Annotated in this window: 13 protein-coding genes; 10 read left to right on the top strand and 3 right to left on the bottom strand. The window is 69.4% G+C overall.

Annotated elements, in window-relative coordinates; translation table 11 throughout:
* Nucleotides 1-36 precede the first annotated feature (36 nt).
* On the top strand, nt 37-1,809 hold the full coding sequence (gene leuA, locus ABIC47_RS14410) for a 2-isopropylmalate synthase (RefSeq protein WP_020074825.1): 1,773 nt from the start codon (nt 37-39) through the stop codon (nt 1,807-1,809).
* 213 nt (nt 1,810-2,022) lie between these two features.
* Here the strand turns inward: leuA and ABIC47_RS14405 are convergent, their stop codons facing one another.
* Nucleotides 2,023-2,784 (bottom strand): trimeric intracellular cation channel family protein, encoded by a 762-nt coding sequence (locus ABIC47_RS14405; RefSeq protein ID WP_018190924.1) that lies wholly within the window; start codon nt 2,782-2,784, stop codon nt 2,023-2,025.
* Between the two features lie 287 nt (nt 2,785-3,071).
* On the opposite strand from ABIC47_RS14405, the gene recO reads away from it, so the two are divergent.
* From recO to ABIC47_RS14390, 3 genes are read left to right on the top strand one after another with little or no spacing between them, the layout of a single operon-like run.
* Nucleotides 3,072-3,812 (top strand): DNA repair protein RecO, encoded by a 741-nt coding sequence (recO, locus tag ABIC47_RS14400; protein WP_354481326.1) that lies wholly within the window; start codon nt 3,072-3,074, stop codon nt 3,810-3,812.
* Nucleotides 3,809-4,633, top strand: a complete 825-nt coding sequence (locus tag ABIC47_RS14395; RefSeq protein ID WP_020074823.1) for an isoprenyl transferase — start codon at nt 3,809-3,811, stop codon at nt 4,631-4,633. Before recO ends, ABIC47_RS14395 begins: the two co-directional genes overlap by 4 nt.
* A gap of 29 nt (nt 4,634-4,662) precedes the next feature.
* Nucleotides 4,663-5,334 (top strand): DsbA family oxidoreductase, encoded by a 672-nt coding sequence (locus tag ABIC47_RS14390; protein WP_018190927.1) that lies wholly within the window; start codon nt 4,663-4,665, stop codon nt 5,332-5,334.
* Between the two features lie 164 nt (nt 5,335-5,498).
* Here the strand turns inward: ABIC47_RS14390 and ABIC47_RS14385 are convergent, their stop codons facing one another.
* Nucleotides 5,499-6,014 carry a putative endonuclease domain-containing protein gene (locus ABIC47_RS14385; protein WP_018190929.1) on the bottom strand — a complete coding sequence of 172 codons (516 nt, stop codon included), beginning with the start codon at nt 6,012-6,014 and terminating at the stop codon, nt 5,499-5,501.
* Between the two features lie 503 nt (nt 6,015-6,517).
* Complete coding sequence (locus ABIC47_RS14380) at nt 6,518-7,036, bottom strand: aminoacyl-tRNA deacylase (RefSeq protein WP_354481322.1); 519 nt, start codon at nt 7,034-7,036, stop codon at nt 6,518-6,520.
* A 33-nt stretch (nt 7,037-7,069) separates the two neighbouring features.
* On the opposite strand from ABIC47_RS14380, the gene dusB reads away from it, so the two are divergent.
* From dusB to ABIC47_RS14350, 6 genes are all read left to right on the top strand, one after another.
* Nucleotides 7,070-8,260 (top strand): tRNA dihydrouridine synthase DusB, encoded by a 1,191-nt coding sequence (dusB, locus tag ABIC47_RS14375; RefSeq protein ID WP_354481320.1) that lies wholly within the window; start codon nt 7,070-7,072, stop codon nt 8,258-8,260.
* Entirely contained in the window at nt 8,250-9,560 is a 1,311-nt protein-coding gene (locus ABIC47_RS14370; RefSeq protein WP_502910254.1) for a deoxyguanosinetriphosphate triphosphohydrolase, read from the top strand. The genes dusB and ABIC47_RS14370 overlap by 11 nt, the downstream gene beginning before the upstream one ends.
* Nucleotides 9,561-9,681: 121 nt before the next feature.
* Nucleotides 9,682-11,088: a DUF4282 domain-containing protein gene (locus ABIC47_RS14365; RefSeq protein ID WP_354481317.1), complete on the top strand. Its 1,407-nt coding sequence runs from the start codon at nt 9,682-9,684 to the stop codon at nt 11,086-11,088.
* Between the two features lie 72 nt (nt 11,089-11,160).
* A complete protein-coding gene (dnaG, locus tag ABIC47_RS14360) occupies nt 11,161-13,044 on the top strand; it encodes a DNA primase (RefSeq protein ID WP_018190934.1) in 1,884 nt (627 codons plus the stop codon).
* A gap of 209 nt (nt 13,045-13,253) precedes the next feature.
* Entirely contained in the window at nt 13,254-14,885 is a 1,632-nt protein-coding gene (locus ABIC47_RS14355) for an ABC transporter substrate-binding protein (protein WP_018190935.1), read from the top strand.
* 95 nt (nt 14,886-14,980) lie between these two features.
* Complete coding sequence (locus ABIC47_RS14350; protein WP_354481310.1) at nt 14,981-16,078, top strand: ABC transporter permease; 1,098 nt, start codon at nt 14,981-14,983, stop codon at nt 16,076-16,078.

Genomic DNA, 16,078 nt, shown 5'->3' with positions numbered 1-16,078 from the left:
TCTCCACACCACACGAGCAGAGGATTCCTGAAGACCATGAAGAACACACAGGCGCCGAGCGCCATGCCGATCCACCGATACCGGCCGTTCCACGAGCAGATCCGCGTCGACCTGCCGGACCGCACCTGGCCGTCGAAGCACATCACGCAGGCGCCCCGCTGGTGCGCCGTCGACCTGCGTGACGGCAACCAGGCGCTCATCGACCCGATGAGCCCCGAGCGCAAGCGCATCATGTTCGACCTGCTGGTGCGGCTCGGCTACAAGGAGATCGAGGTCGGCTTCCCGTCCGCGAGCCAGACCGACTTCGACTTCGTGCGCAGCCTGATCGAAGAGGGCGCCATCCCGGACGACGTCACCATCCAGGTGCTGACGCAGTCGCGCGAGCACCTGATCAAGCGCACGTACGAGTCGCTGGTCGGCGCCAAGCAGGCGATCGTGCACCTCTACAACTCGACCAGCATCCTGCAGCGGGACGTCGTGTTCCGCACCGACCAGCAGGGCATCGTCGACATCGCGCTGAACGGCGCGCGGCTGTGCCGCAAGTTCGAAGAACTGGTCCCCGGGACCACGATCTACTACGAGTACTCGCCCGAGAGCTACACCGGCACCGAGCTGGAGTTCGCCGCCGACATCTGCAACCAGGTGCTCGAGGTGTTCGAACCGACGCCGGAGCGGAAGGTCATCATCAACCTGCCCGCGACGGTCGAGATGGCGACGCCCAACGTCTACGCCGACTCCATCGAGTGGATGTCGCGGCACCTGAACCACCGCGAGAACGTCATCCTGTCGCTGCACCCGCACAACGACCGCGGGACCGCGGTCGCCGCCGCCGAGCTCGGGTACATGGCCGGAGCCGACCGCATCGAGGGCTGCCTGTTCGGCAACGGCGAGCGCACCGGCAACGTCGACCTGGTCACGCTGGGCGTGAACCTGTTCACGCAGGGCATCGACCCCCAGATCGACTTCAGCGACATCGACCAGATCAAGCGCACCGTCGAGCACTGCAACCAGCTGCCCGTCGGTGAGCGCAGCCCGTGGGGCGGCGACCTGGTGTTCACGGCCTTCAGCGGCTCGCACCAGGACGCCATCAAGAAGGGCTTCGAGGCCATGGAAGCCGAGGCCGAGCGCACCGGCGTCCCGGTCGACGACCTGGTCTGGGCGGTCCCGTACCTGCCCGTCGACCCGAAGGACCTGGGCCGCAGCTACGAGGCCGTCATTCGCGTCAACTCGCAGTCGGGCAAGGGCGGCGTCGCCTACCTGCTGAAGACGGACCACTCGCTCGACCTGCCGCGCAAGCTGCAGATCGAGTTCTCCGGGGTCGTTCAGGCCAAGACCGACGCCGAGGGCGGCGAGGTCACCAGCGACCAGATCTGGGCCGTCTTCCAGGACGAGTACCTGCCGGCTCCCGCCTCCGACCCGGACGCCAAGTGGGGCCGCTTCGAGCTGGGGAGCACCACCACGTCCAACGAAACGGGCGAGCACGTCGTGCTCACGGTGACGCTGCGCGATGGGGACACCGTCTCGAAGGCCACCGGTGAGGGCAACGGTCCGATCGCGGCGTTCTTCGACATCCTGCACCAGCACGGGGTGGACGCCCACCTCTACGACTACTCGCAGCACACGCTGTCGGCGAGCGAGTCTGCTCTCGCCGCCGCCTACGTCGAGGTGGATGTGGACGGCCAGCGCCGCTGGGGCGTCGGCATCGACGCGGACACCACCACGGCGTCGTTCAAGGCGGTCGTGTCGGCGGTGAACCGGGCCGTGCGCTCGGCCGCCGGCCAGTCGGCGCAGGAGCTCGTCTCGGCCTGACCAACGCTCACGCGGAGCCCGACATTCGTACCGAATGTCGGGCTCCGCTGCGTGTGGGAGCGCGAGATTTGCGCCAAATCTCGCGAAAGCGGCCGCCATTCCCGAGATTTGCGCCAAATGTGCGGCTCCACTGCGTCTCGGGGCGGCGTGATTCGTGCCGAATGTGCGGTATCGCCGCGGCTTTCCGCACATTCGGCACGAATGTGCACGGGGTTACTCGGGCTTGTCGATGCGGTAGCGCGGGATCGCCCCGGTGTCGGTGCGCTCGGCGGTGCGGGCGGCGCTGGGCGCGCGCGTGAAGCGGGGCCAGCGCGGACGGGGGATGCGGCCCAGCTCCCGCTGCTCCGGCAGGCTCCACCCGAAGCGCACGGCGAGGAGCCGGATGACGAGGGTCACGACGACACAGACGACCGCCGCGACCGTCAACGGCACGCCGAAGTCGAGCATGACGACGAGGACGATCGTGCCGGCGCCGGCCGCGACCGCGTAGAGCGAGCCGACGTGCATGAGCGCGATGGGCAGGTTCAGCAGCACGTCCCGCAGGATCGACCCGCCGACTGCGGCCACCACGCCGACGAACACCGCGGGAACCTCCGGCAGCCCGAGCGCGAGCGCCTTGCTCGCTCCGATCGCGCCGAACAGCCCGATCGTCAGCGCGTCGAGGAAGGTGATGACCGGGTCGAGACGGCGGAACAGCCGGATCAGCAGCATCCCGAGCAGTGCGGCGACGACGGTGATCGGCAGGTACCAGTTCGACTGCAGGGCGACCGGCGTGACGTTGAGCAGCAGGTCGCGGAGGAGTCCGCCCCCGACGCCCGTTGCGACGCCGATGATCGCGACGCCGAGCAGGTCGAGCCGCCGGTCGCGGAAGCCGGACGCGAACATGGCGCCCTGGAGGCTGCCGACGCCGACAGCGATGAGGTCGCCCCACAGCGGGATCGACAGGGCGCCGATGTCGACGGGGGTCGTGCTCACCCCCCATGTGTATCACGCGCGCGCGGCGGAGCTAGGAAGCAGCGCGAAGCGATGCCGCGACCCCAGCGCCGCGCGGTGGAGCTCAGGGCAGCGCGGAGCGATGCCGCGACCCCAGCGCCGCGCGGTGGAGCTGAGGGCAGCGCGGAGCGATGCCGCGACCCCAGCGCCGAGGGAGCCTGCGACCGAGGTCAGAGCCTGCGACCGAGGTCACAGCCGACGACCGAGGTAACAGTAAGTGTCGCACCCCGCATCCGCCGCACTGTCAGCCGGGCGCGCGATACTGGAGTGTGCCTGTCTACCGTGATGAAGCCGTCGTGCTCCGAACCCACAAGCTGGGTGAGGCCGACCGCATCGTCACCATGCTGAGCAGGCAGCACGGAAAGATCCGTGCGGTGGCGAAGGGTGTGCGGCGGACGGCCTCCCGGTTCGGGTCGCGGCTCGAGCCGTTCATGGTGGCCGACGTCCAGCTGTACGAGGGGCGCAGCCTCGACGTGATCACGCAGGCCGAGACGCTCGGCGCGTACGGCGCCCTCATCGCCGATGACTACGCCAGCTACACCGCGGCCAACGCGATGGTCGAGGCGGCCGACCGGTTGACGGATGCCGAACCGTCCATCCAGCAGTACCTCCTGCTCGTCGGGGCGCTGCGCTCCCTGTCGCGGCGCGAGCACGGGGCCGGCCTGACGCTCGACTCGTACCTGCTGCGCGCGCTGTCGCTGGCGGGATGGGCGCCCAGCTTCCAGGACTGCTCGCGGTGCGGCGCACCGGGCCCGCACACCTCCGTCGTCGTCCAGCTCGGCGGCGTCGTCTGCGAGGACTGCGCACCGCAGGGCGCCCCGAAGGTCGACGCCGACACGATCGCCCTGCTCGGGGCGCTGCTGTCCGGCGACTGGGAGGCGGCCGAGGCCGCACCCGACGGTACTCGGAACCGCGCGAACGGCGTGGTGGCGGCGTACACGCAGTGGCATCTCGAGCGCGGGCTGCGCTCGCTCCAGCACGTTCAGCACGACCAGAAGGCGAGTGGATGAGTCCGAAGCCCTACACGCACAAGGATGCGGTCGAGTACCGCCCGCTCGACTGGACCGGCGTGTATCCGCCCGCGTTCCCGGCGGGGAGCGTTCCGTCGCACGTGGCGATCGTCATGGACGGCAACGGCCGGTGGGCGAACCGCCGGGGCCTGACCCGCATCGAGGGACATCGGGCGGGGGAGGCCGCGCTTCTCGACGTGGTGGCGGGCGCCATCCAGGCCGGGGTCAAGCACCTCAGCGTGTACGCGTTCTCGACCGAGAACTGGAAGCGGTCGCCCGACGAGGTGCGGTTCCTGATGGGGTTCAACCGGGACGTCCTGCACCGTCGCCGCGACCAGCTCAACGAATGGGGCGTGCGGGTGCGCTGGGCGGGCCGGAAGCCGCGCCTGTGGTCGTCGGTCATCAAGGAGCTGCAGTATGCCGAGCAGCTCACGGCCGGGAACGACGTGCTGACGTTGACGATGTGCGTCAACTACGGCGGACGGACGGAGATCGCCGACGCCGTGCGGTCGATCGCCGACGACGTCGCTGCGGGCCGGCTGCGGCCGTCCGCAGTGAGCGAGAAGACCATCCAGCGCCACCTCTATCTGCCGGACATGCCGGACGTCGACCTGTTCGTGCGCAGCTCGGGGGAGCAGCGCACCAGCAACTTCCTGCTGTGGCAGAGCGCGTACGCCGAGATGGTGTTCCTCGATACGCTGTGGCCGGACTTCAGCCGCACCGACCTGTGGGATGCGGTGGAGCTGTATCTGCGCCGCAACCGCCGGTTCGGCGGTGCGGTGGACGCGCCGACGGCCGAGACGGCATCCACCTCGGAATAGACCGCGGCGTGCCGCGCGTTGCCTCTGAGGTGAGCGAACCCATCAAGATCGACATCTGGTCCGACATCGCGTGCCCGTGGTGCTACATCGGGAAGAGGAAGTTCGAGGCCGGCAGCGGGCTGTTCGCCGGCGCGGGCGACGGACGCGGGGTCGAGGTCGAGTACCACTCCTTCGAACTGTCCCCGGACACCCCCGTCGACTTCGACGGCAGCGAGATCGACTTCCTGGCCGGCCACAAGGGCCTTCCGGCCGAGCAGGTGCAGCAGATGCTGGAGCGCGTGACCGGGATCGCCTCGTCCGTCGGGCTCGACTACGACTTCGACAACCTCAAGCACACCAACACCGTCAAGGCGCACGAGCTCCTGCACTTCGCGAAGGCGAACGGCAAGCAGCTGGAACTGGCCGAGCGCCTGTTCCGCGCCTACTTCATCGAGGGCCGTCACGTCGGCCGGGTCGAGGACCTCGCCGACCTGGCGGCCGAGGTGGGGCTCGACCGGGATGCGGCGCTCCAGGCGCTCGAATCGGAGCAGTACCTCCAGGATGTGCGCGCCGACCAGGCGACGGCCGGAGAGTACGGCATCAACGGCGTCCCGTTCTTCGTCATCGACGGCAAGTACGGCGTGTCCGGGGCGCAGGACGCGCAGACGTTCGCCCAGGTGCTGGAGCAGGTCTGGTCGGAGCGCGCGGCGGTGACCGCGTGACCGGCGCGGAGCCTGCCGTCGCGGCCGACGCGACGCCCGCACCCGTCGTGCCGCTCGTCCAGCTCGGCGCCGCCGGCGCCGTCTGCGACGGCGACACCTGCACCTTCTAGCGAGCGAGTTGACGCAACACGCCGTCGCGCTCCGTTGCATGGCGGCGCGTTGCGTCAACTCAACGCGAGCGCAAGACGGACACGGCGGACGGCCTCGCGGGCGTCGTTGGCCATGTGGGTGCGATTGACCCGCACGACCTCCCAGCCCATGGTCCGGATGCGCCACAAGCGATCGACGTCGATGTAGTACTGGTGAGTGTCCGTTCTGTGTTGATCGCCGTCGTACTCGACCACGACGTGCGCCGCAGGATAGGCCAGGTCGCCATGCGCGACCAGATCGCCATCGGGACCGACGATCCGATAGTTCACCGCCGGTTCCGGGAGTCCGGCCCGTACAAGGGCTAGGCGAAGCACAGTCTCCATCGGGGAGTCGGTGCGGGCCCGGACGCGCGCGAGCGCGCACCGTAAGAGACGCACACCGGGCCGTCGCGGGCTGGACGCGACGGCGGCAGCCAGTTGCTCCATTGTTGCGATTGGCTCCTTGCGACGGACGAGGGCGTCCCCGCAGACGACCAGGTCATCTTCGGCAAGCATGCTGGCGAGCTGGCACCAGGTCTCGACCGCGGACACGACCGGTAGTCCATGGAGTGTTGTGGTCGCGTCGTCGGCGATCCTCGTCTGATGGCCGTGGATTCCACGGTGGCGCGGTGCGCGTCCCGGCGCCCGTGTAGAGACGTGGAGCGGTTCGTCGAGATCCGCCTCCCGTCCTAAGGGAAGCCCATGGAGACGCGCGGCGGTGATGTGACTGAACAGCATCCCCTCAGTCATCGCCGGTAGGAATGCCCGGCAACGCTCGACGAGATCATGCGCGGGACCGATGGCACGGACGCCGTGGTGGGGGCGCGTCAAGTCTCCTCGTCGCAGCCGAGAGCGCGAGACACCGTGCAGCAGGGCCTCGCCCGTCGTGAAATGGGGTCCCATCCTGAGCGGTTCCATCGCCACAGGTTGCCAGTCGTGACTATTGCCTGCCGCCGTTATCCACAGCTCGCACACGAGTTGACGCAACACGCCGTCGCTCGACCGGGTGCGACGGCGTGTTGCGTCAACTCGATGGCGGGCGACCCAGCGGCGCGCTATTCGGGGTCGGTGATGTCGGCGACGGTCGCGTCGAAGGCGGTGATGAGGGCGTCCGCGTCGACGAAGAGGGAGTAGCCGTGCTCGCCGGCGCCCATCGATACGCGACCGCCCGGGATGGTGGCGTCGGCGACGACCGGCCACGCGGTGGTGCTTCCGAACGGCGTGATCGTGCCGCGCTCGTAGCCGGTGGCGGCGAACGCGACCGACGCATCCGGGAGCTGCAGCTTGTTGACCTGCAGCACCGAGCGCAGTTTCGGCCAGGCGATCTTGCGGCCGCCGGGCACGAGGGCGAAGACGAACGTGTCATCGCTCCGCTTCACCACGAGCGTCTTGACGATGTCGCCGGGCTGGATGCCGAGCAGCTGGGCGGCCTCCGCGAGGCTCCGCGCGGCGGGACGCTCCACGATATCGACCTCGATGCCGCGGGCCTGCGCGTCGGCGGCGACGCGCTCCCGACCGGTGCTCACAGGTGCGCTAACAGGGGAGTTGTCCACGGATTCCGGGCTCTCGGCCATAGCTCAGCACGCTTTCTGGGAGAATCGAGTGAGATGTCTACCACTGCCACCCTAAGCCACGCGCCTCAGCTGACCATCGGTCCGCTGGGGCTCGACGTGCCGGTCGTCCTCGCACCGATGGCCGGGATCACCAACACGGCGTTCCGGCGGCTCTGCCGTGAGTTCGGAGCCGGTCTCTACGTCAGCGAGATGATCACGTCCCGCGCCCTCGTCGAACGCACTCCGGAGTCGCTGCGCCTCATCACGCACCACGAGTCGGAGACACCGCGGTCCATCCAGCTCTACGGGGTCGACCCCGTCACCGTGCGCGAGGCCGTGACGATGCTCGTCGCCGAAGACCGCGCCGACCACATCGACCTCAACTTCGGATGTCCGGTGCCGAAGGTCACCCGCAAGGGCGGAGGAGCGGCGCTTCCCTGGAAGCTCGGGCTGTTCCGCGAGATCGTCGAAGGCGCCGTGCAGGCGGCCGGCGACATCCCGCTCACGATCAAGATGCGCAAGGGCATCGACGGCGACCACCTGACCTACCTCGAGGCCGGGCGCATCGCCGAGGGCGCCGGCGTCGCCTCGATGGCCCTGCACGCGCGCACGGCTGCGGAGTTCTACTCGGGTCACGCCGACTGGTCCGCCATCGCCAAGCTGAAGGAGACGGTGACTTCGACTCCCGTGCTCGGCAACGGCGACATCTGGTCGGCCGCCGATGCGATCCGGATGGTGGAGGAGACCGGGTGCGACGGCGTCGTGGTCGGACGCGGCTGCCTCGGGCGTCCCTGGCTGTTCGGCGACCTGGCCGCCGCCTTCCGCGCGCGGGCGGGCGAGATCTCGGCAGCGGAGGCGGAGGCCGCCCAGGCGCATCCGACGCTCGGGCAGGTGGCGCAGACGTTCCGCCGCCACGCGGAGCTGCTGGTCGAGTTCTTCGACAGCGAGGAGCGCGGTTGCCGCGACATCCGCAAGCACGTCGCCTGGTACTTCAAGGGCTACCCGGTCGGCGGCGACCTGCGGGCGAGCCTCGCGACCGTCGACACGCTCGAGCACCTCGACGAGCTGCTCGCCACGCTCGACCCCGACCAGGAGTACCCGGGCGAGGCGGCGGAGGGTCAGCGCGGTCGCGCCGGCTCGCCGAAGCGGCCGGCGCTGCCGGACGGCTGGCTCGAGAGCCGGGACCTCGACGGCGTGCAGCGCGCCGAGGTCGCCGATGCGGAGGTGCACAACAGTGGTGGATGACATCGCGGCGACCACGAGCACAGGTGCCGGTGCGGTGCAGACGGCCGAGGCGTCCGCCGAGCGCGGCTACTCCGAGCACGACCGGGAGCGCTGGCTCCCCGAGCAGCACTCGAACCGGCGCAGCGACTTCGCCCGCGACCGGGCACGGCTGCTGCACTCCAGTGCGCTCCGCCGTCTCGCGGCGAAGACGCAGGTGCTCAGCCCCACTGCGGGGCTCGACTTCGCGCGCAACCGGCTGACGCACTCGCTGGAGGTCGCGCAGGTCGGCCGGGAGCTCGCCAACAGCCTCGGACTCGACCCGGACATCGTCGACACCGCCTGCCTCGCACACGACATCGGGCACCCACCGTTCGGTCACAACGGCGAGCGGGCCCTGAACACCTGGGCCGACGACATCGGCGGCTTCGAGGGCAACGCGCAGACACTGCGGCTGCTGAGCCGGCTCGAACCGAAGGTGTTCGGCCGCGACGGCCGGCCGTACGGGCTCAACCTCACCCGCGCGAGCCTCGACGCGAGCTGCAAGTACCCGTGGCCTGCGGCGTCGTCGGTGGCCGACCCGAGCGGGCGGGCGAAGTTCGGCTTCTACGCCGACGACCGCGCCGTGTTCGAGTGGATGCGCCAGGGCGCCCCCGAGCGCCAGCGCTGCATCGAGGCGCAGGTCATGGACCTCTCCGACGACATCGCCTACTCCGTCCACGACTTCGAGGACGCCGTGGTGAACGGCTACATCGACGTCGCGGCCCTCGGAAGCCGGGTCGACCACGAAGACCTCGTCGAGTCCATGCACGAGTGGATCGGCGGCGAAGTCAGCCACCAAGAGCTCATCGAGGCGTTCGACCGGCTCGACAGCATGGACATCTGGCTCGACGGGTGGGACGGTTCGCGCCGGTCCCAGGCGCGCCTGAAGAACCTCACGAGCCAGCTGATCGGGCGCTTCGCACACGCGGCCGTCCACGCCACGAAGGAGGCCGCGGGACGGGTGGAGCTCATCCGCTTCGGCGCCGACGTGGTCGTGCCGGCCGGGATCCAGGCCGAGATCGCTGTGCTGAAGGGCATCGTCGCCACGTTCGTCATGTCACGGAACACACGGCAGCCGATCTACGCCCAGCAGCGGCAGATCCTGACGACGCTGGCCGACCTGCTCTACCAGCGCGGTCCGGCCGAGCTGGACCCGGGATTCGCGGAAGACTGGCGCGCGGCCGCGACAGACGATGCGCGGAGACGCGTCGTCGTCGACCAGGTCGCCAGCCTCACCGATCAGTCCGCGCTCAGCTGGTACGAGCGTCTCGTGCAGCACTGAGCACGGAAAGGTCGGGGGCTTCGGCGCAGAACCGCTGTGAAGCACCGCATGCTCCGCGCGCCGGGGTTGTATACCGCGGCGCAGTGCAGAATGCTGGGAGTCAGGCTTCGGGAGGAGACGAATGAGCACCGCACTACCACCGTCCGACGGCGACCGCCCCGCAGAGGGGGAGTCGACGGAGACGGCCGGCGCCCCACCGGAGGGGACCGGAGCCGCCACGCCGGCGGCGGGCGGCGGTGCGACCGCGGGCTCAGGCACGACCCGGACCCCGCGAACGACCGGCTCCTCGACGACCCGAACGGCCAAGACGACTGCCGCCAAGACGACAGGTGCTTCGACGACAGGGGCCAAGACGACAGGTGCCTCGACGACCGGGGCCAAGACGGCCTCGTCCACCGAGGGCGCGCCCGCAGCGCGGTCGACGAAGCCGCGGGCGACGAAGCCGCGGGCGACGAAGAGCACCACCGCGCAGACCCCTGAGACGGATCAGGCGACCGAAACCGCCGCCCCGACCGGCGAGACGTCTGCGTCTGCGTCTGCGCGAAAGCCCGCCGCAAAGAAGACCACGACGCCTCGGACTCGCCGGACGACCGCGAAGACCACCCCGATCGCACCGGAGGGGGAAGCGCCCGACATCATGGATGCGACCCTCGGCGCCCGCGAGCCGCTCGCGCCCAGCGGCGGGTCGAGCCGGAGCCGCAGTGCGTCGGCCCGTGACACCTCCACCTCGCCCGCCGAGCCCCTGATCGCCGAGCCCCTGATCGAGGAGAGCACGGGAACCGCCGAGACGTCCGACGACACCGGCGTCGCAGCGACCAAGCGTCTCCCGACGGCCGAGGAGCTCTACGCCGCACCCGCGTCCACCGACGCCGGTGCGGCCGCCGTAGCGGCTGCCGTCGCATCCACAGACACGACACCTCCTGTCGGTGCAGCTGCCGCCGCGCCCGCAGACACTCCGACCGAGCGGCTCGCTGCCGACACGACCGACACCGACCAGGAGGCCGCTGTGGACTCGACGACGGCGCGCGAGACGGGCGAACAGCCCACCGACGCCACCGAACCGCCCGCCGCCGCTGCGCCCGAGGCAACCGCTCCGGATGCGACCCGGGGCGCACCCGCCGCCACCGGCGCGACACCCGCCGCCGGCGCCGCCACCGGCCCCGGCGCACAGTCCGCACACGGCCGCACGGTCGGCGACCTCGCCGACCGCCTGGACGACTCGCGGTTCTTCTCCTCCCTGTTCGACTTCACGTTCACGAACTACGTCACGCGCAAGCTCGCCGGTCCCGTGTACGTCGTCGGGCTTGTCCTGATCGCGCTCGGCATCATCGTCGGCTTCGCCAACTCGCTCACCTCGGCGATCGCGACGCACGCGCCGATCGGTGCGTTCGTGTTCCTGTTCGGCGTCCTCATCACGCTCGTCGGGGCGATGTTGAGCGTGCTCCTGCTGCGCGTCGGCATCGAGGTGTTCTGCGCCATCATCGAGATCGCCCAGAACACGCGCCGCCGCCGTCCGCCGGGGGAGTGACCGCGACGGCCGGGATCTCCGGGTTTCGCCGATCGGGCCGGAGCGTCGGTCCGGCTCACTAGAATCGAGAGCATGGCAGGCCGGATTCGACAGAGCGACATCGAAGAGGTCAAAGCCCGCACCAACATCGGCGACATCGTCGGCGACTACGTCAGTCTCAAGACCGGCGGCGTCGGCGCGCTCAAGGGCCTCTGCCCCTTCCATGACGAGAAGAGCCCCAGCTTCTACGTGCGCCCGGGCGTCGGCCGCTACCACTGCTTCGGCTGCGGCGAGGGCGGCGACGTCTACGAGTTCCTGCTCAAGATGGACCACGTCTCCTTCACCGACGCGGTCGAGCGGCTCGCCGCGCGCATCGGCTACCAGCTCCACTACGAGGAGGGCGGTGGCGGTCCCTCCGAGAGCTCCGGCAACCGCGCCCGCCTGCTCGCGGCGAACGCCGCGGCGGAGGAGTTCTTCCGCGACCGCCTGTCCGCTCCCGACGCCGACCCCGGGCGCCGGTTCCTGGGTGAACGCGGCTTCGACGCCGCTGCGGCAGCGCACTTCGGCGTCGGGTTCGCCCCGAAGAGCTGGGACGAGCTGACCAAGCACCTGCGCGGCAAGGGCTTCAGTCAGGAGGAGCTACTCACGGCCGGACTCGTCTCCCAGGGTGACCGCGGCGTCTACGACCGGTTCCGGGGCCGCCTGATCTGGCCCATCCGCGACGTCACCGGCCAGACCATCGGCTTCGGCGCGCGCCGCCTGCTCGACGACGACAAGGGCCCGAAGTACCTCAACACCCCCGAGACGCCCGTCTACAAGAAGGCGCAGGTGCTCTACGGGTTGGATCTGGCCAAGCGCGACATCTCTCGGCAGGACCAGGTCGTCGTGGTCGAGGGCTACACGGACGTCATGGCGTGCCACCTCGCCGGGATCACGACCGCCGTCGCCACCTGCGGCACCTCGTTCGGCGTCGACCACATCAAGGTGATCCGCCGGGTGATGGGCGACGACAACAGCCAGGGTTCGGTGATCTTCACATTCGACCCGGATGCGGCCGGCCAGAAGGCGGCATCCCGCGCGTTCGGCGAGGAGCAGCGGTTCTCCGCGCAGACCTACGTCGCCGTCGGACCAGACGGCCTCGACCCGTGCGATCTGCGGCTGGCCCAGGGGGATGTGGCGGTGCGCCGCATGATCGACGCACGCAAGCCGATGTTCGAGTTCATGATCCGCCGGACCGTCGAGCGGTTCGACCTCGACTCGGTCGAGGGTCGGGCGGCGGCTCTGCGTGCGGGAGCCCCCATCGTCGCCACGATCCGCGACCCCGCGTCGCAGAACGGCTACACCCGCGAGCTCGCGCGGCTCTCCGGCGCCGACCTGCAGGATGCGATCCGCGCCGTCCGCGCCGCACAGCGGGGTTCCGGCTCACGGGAGGGCTCGCGCGACGGATCCCGCGACGACGGCCGCAGCCGCTCGTACCCGGGCGGCGACGGCCAATCCGGCTCCGCCGAGCAGCCGCGTCCCCTCGCGCAGGCCGACCTCGCCGACCCGACGCAGCGCACCGAGCGCGAGAGCCTCATGGTCCTGCTGCAGCTCCCCGGCGAGGTGGGTCAGGAGCGGGCGGCGCGCGCCGTGCAGGTCCCGTTCGTCAACCCGACCCACGCCGTGGTCCGCGACGCGATCGCCAGTCAACTGGCGACGCTGCAACAGCCCGGCTGGGTGGATCGCGTGCTCGCCGAGGTCCCGCAGGCGTACGCGCCGACGGTCAACGCTCTGGCGGTGGCGGAACTCCCGCAGGGCGGCGATCCCGGGCGGTACGCGCGGTCGATCGTCGACGGCCTGATCGACCGCGACCTGCTCCGCGAGAAGGCGGAACTCACCTCACGCCTCGGCCGCACGGAGGACCCGGAGCTGCGTCGCCAGATCTCGCTCGCCATGGTCGCGATCGAGAGCGAACGGCGCCGTCTGCGCGGCGAATAGCACGCCGGAAGCTCCGCCTGCGGAATCCGCAGACGAATGCCTGCAGATGCGCTCTTTTGTTGCGTCCGTGTAAAGATCGCGCCCGGATCCGCATCCGAATGCAGGAACAACGAGCATTCCGTGCTAGGAAAGTTCTCACGCGAACGGCGATCCCGCACGCCCGTGACGACGCCGCTTGCGCATCCCACACCAGGAAGAGGTAATCGGATATGACATCCGCACACAACGGCGGACGGCGCCTGCTCGCCGTATCCGCCGCGTTCGCGGCCGCGGCACTGGTGCTCGCCGGCTGCTCCGGGAACAACAACGGCTCGGGCGGCGGTGGCGGTGGCGCCATCACCGTCGGCACCACCGACAAGATCACGTCGATCGACCCCGCCGGCTCGTACGACAACGGCTCTTTCGCCGTCATGAACCAGGTCTACCCGTTCCTTCTGAACACCCCGTACGGCAGCCCGGACGTCAAGCCGGACATCGCCGAGAGCGCCGACTTCACCTCGCCGACCGAGTACACGGTCAAGCTCAAGCCGGGACTGAAGTTCGCCAACGGACACGACCTCACCTCCTCGGACGTCAAGTTCACCTTCGACCGCCAGATCAAGATCAACGACCCCAACGGCCCGGCATCGCTGCTGGCCAACCTGGACAGCGTCTCGGCGCCGGACAAGACCACGGTCGTCTTCAAGCTCAAGGTGCCGAACGACCAGACCTTCCCGCAGGTGCTCTCCAGCCCCGCCGGTCCGATCGTGGATGAGCAGGTCTTCTCGGCCGACAAGGTCACACCCGACAACACCATCGTCAAGGGCCACCCGTTCGCCGGTCAGTACGACATCACGAGCTACGACTTCAACAACCTGATCGCCTACAAGGCGTACCCGGGATACAAGGGTCTGCTCGGAAAGCCCGCGACGGACAAGGTCAACGTCAAGTACTACGCCGAGTCCTCGAACCTGAAGCTCGACATCCAGAAGGCAGCGATCGACGTCGCCTTCCGCAGCCTCTCGGCCACCGACGTGGCGAGCCTCGAGAACAACGACAAGGTCAAGGTCGTCAAGGGCCCGGGTGGCGAGACCCGCTACATCGTGTTCAACTTCAACACCCAGCCGTACGGCGCGACCACGCCGGAGGCCGACGCGAAGAAGGCCCTCGCCGTGCGTCAGGCGGCGGCCGACCTCGTCGACCGCTCGGCGATCGCCGACCAGGTCTACAAGGGCACCTACACCCCGCTGTACTCGTTCGTCCCGGACGGCCTGACCGGCGCCACCACGGTGCTGAAGGAGCTGTACGGCGACGGCAACGGCGGCCCCAGCCTCGACAAGGCCAAGCAGGCCCTCCAGGCGGCCGGCGTCTCCACCCCGGTCTCGCTGAACCTCCAGTACAACCCGGATCACTACGGCCCGTCCTCCGGTGACGAGTACGCGCTGGTCAAGGAGCAGCTGGAGAACGGCGGCCTGTTCAAGGTCAACCTGCAGTCGACCGAGTGGGTGCAGTACTCGAAGGACCGCACGAAGGACGTCTACCCGGCGTACCAGCTCGGCTGGTTCCCGGACTACTCGGACGCCGACAACTACCTGTCGCCGTTCTTCATCAAGGACAACTTCCTCGCGAACCACTACGACAACCCGGAGGTCCAGGACCTCATCGCGAAGCAGGCGGGCACGACCGACAAGGCCGAGCGCACCAAGCTGATCGAGGAGATCCAGGCCAAGGTCGGGGCGGACCTCAGCACGCTTCCGCTGCTGCAGGGCTCGCAGATCGCGGTCGTCGCGAAGGGTGTCTCGGGCGCCGACAAGACGCTCGACCCGTCCTTCAAGTTCCGCTACGCGGCACTCTCGAAGTAATCCGGCCCTGAGCCACCAGCTCTGAGCCGAACCGGGGGGTGGCTCGCTCACGCAGCGAGCCGCCCCCTTTCCACGAACCACCACGATTGGCTTCCATGACAGCGACTGTCAGCGCCCCGGCGGCCGGGACCGCCCCCGGGCCGGACCGAACGAAGGCGAAGCGACGATCCGGAGGCGGCCTCGGCCGCTACATCCTCGTCCGCGCGCTTCTCATCATCCCGACCATCTTCATCCTGGTCACCGTCGTCTTCTTCCTGATGCGGTCGACCGGAGACCCGATCACCGCGGCCCTCGGCGGGAAGCTGCCTCCGGCGCAGCTCGCCCAGCGCGTGCACGAGGCCGGATACGACCGGCCGATCATCGTCCAGTACCTCGAGTACCTGGGCCAGCTGCTGCGCGGCGACTTCGGGACGACGTTCACCGACAACCAGCCGGTCACGCAGGTGCTGCTGACGTACGGCGCAGCGACGCTGGAACTGGCGTTCTACGCGCTCATCGTCGCGTTCGTCGTCGGCATCCCGCTCGGCCTGATCGCCGCCTACTTCCGTGACAAGGCCCCGGATGCGGGCTTGCGGATCATGGCGATCCTGTTCTACGCCACCCCCGTCTTCTTCGTCGGCCTCGTTCTGAAGCTCATCTTCTCCATCTGGCTGGGCTGGCTCCCGGTCGCCGGACGCGCGTCGACGAGCTCCGAACTGGAGATGCAGACGCTCGACAACAAGACCGGCATCTACCTGATCGACGCGTTCCAGACCGGCGACCCGGCCGTTGTCGGCGACGTGCTGATGCACGCCATCCTGCCGGGGCTCGCCCTCGGTCTGCTGACCGCCGGCATCTTCCTCCGGCTGGTCCGCACCAACGTGATCGGGACGCTGTCCACCGACTACGTCGACGCGGCACGATCGCGTGGTGTCGGCGAATCGCGGCTGCTGCGCAAGCACGCCTACCGTCCGGCGCTCATCCCGATCATCACGGTCATCGGCCTGCAGATCGCCCTGCTCCTCGGCGGTGCCGTGCTGACGGAGTCCACGTTCGAGTGGAAGGGGCTCGGCTTCCAGCTCGTCCACTACCTGCAGGCGCGCGACTTCGTGGCCGTGCAGGGCATGGTCGTCCTGCTCGCCGTCATCGTGACCCTCACCAACTTCGTGGTCGACGTCATCGCGGCCCTCATCGACCCGAGAGTGAGGTACTGA

Origin of the sequence: Leifsonia sp. 563, assembly GCF_040545055.1 — a bacterium.
Lineage (GTDB): Bacteria > Actinomycetota > Actinomycetes > Actinomycetales > Microbacteriaceae > Leifsonia.
Note: the sequence above shows the minus strand (reverse complement) of the source record. Positions and strands in the feature narration are given on the sequence as shown.

What these genes read in the sequence shown, in the direction of transcription:
- dusB (WP_354481320.1), top strand. Translation starts at nt 7,070, where the DNA reads ATGTCTACCACTGCCACCCTAAGCCACGCGCCTCAGCTGACCATCGGT.
- dnaG (WP_018190934.1), top strand. Translation starts at nt 11,161, where the DNA reads ATGGCAGGCCGGATTCGACAGAGCGACATCGAAGAGGTCAAAGCCCGC.
- ABIC47_RS14380 (WP_354481322.1), bottom strand. Translation starts at nt 7,036, where the DNA reads ATGGCCGAGAGCCCGGAATCCGTGGACAACTCCCCTGTTAGCGCACCT.
- ABIC47_RS14395 (WP_020074823.1), top strand. Translation starts at nt 3,809, where the DNA reads ATGAGTCCGAAGCCCTACACGCACAAGGATGCGGTCGAGTACCGCCCG.
- ABIC47_RS14355 (WP_018190935.1), top strand. Translation starts at nt 13,254, where the DNA reads ATGACATCCGCACACAACGGCGGACGGCGCCTGCTCGCCGTATCCGCC.
- ABIC47_RS14350 (WP_354481310.1), top strand. Translation starts at nt 14,981, where the DNA reads ATGACAGCGACTGTCAGCGCCCCGGCGGCCGGGACCGCCCCCGGGCCG.
- ABIC47_RS14365 (WP_354481317.1), top strand. Translation starts at nt 9,682, where the DNA reads ATGAGCACCGCACTACCACCGTCCGACGGCGACCGCCCCGCAGAGGGG.
- leuA (WP_020074825.1), top strand. Translation starts at nt 37, where the DNA reads ATGAAGAACACACAGGCGCCGAGCGCCATGCCGATCCACCGATACCGG.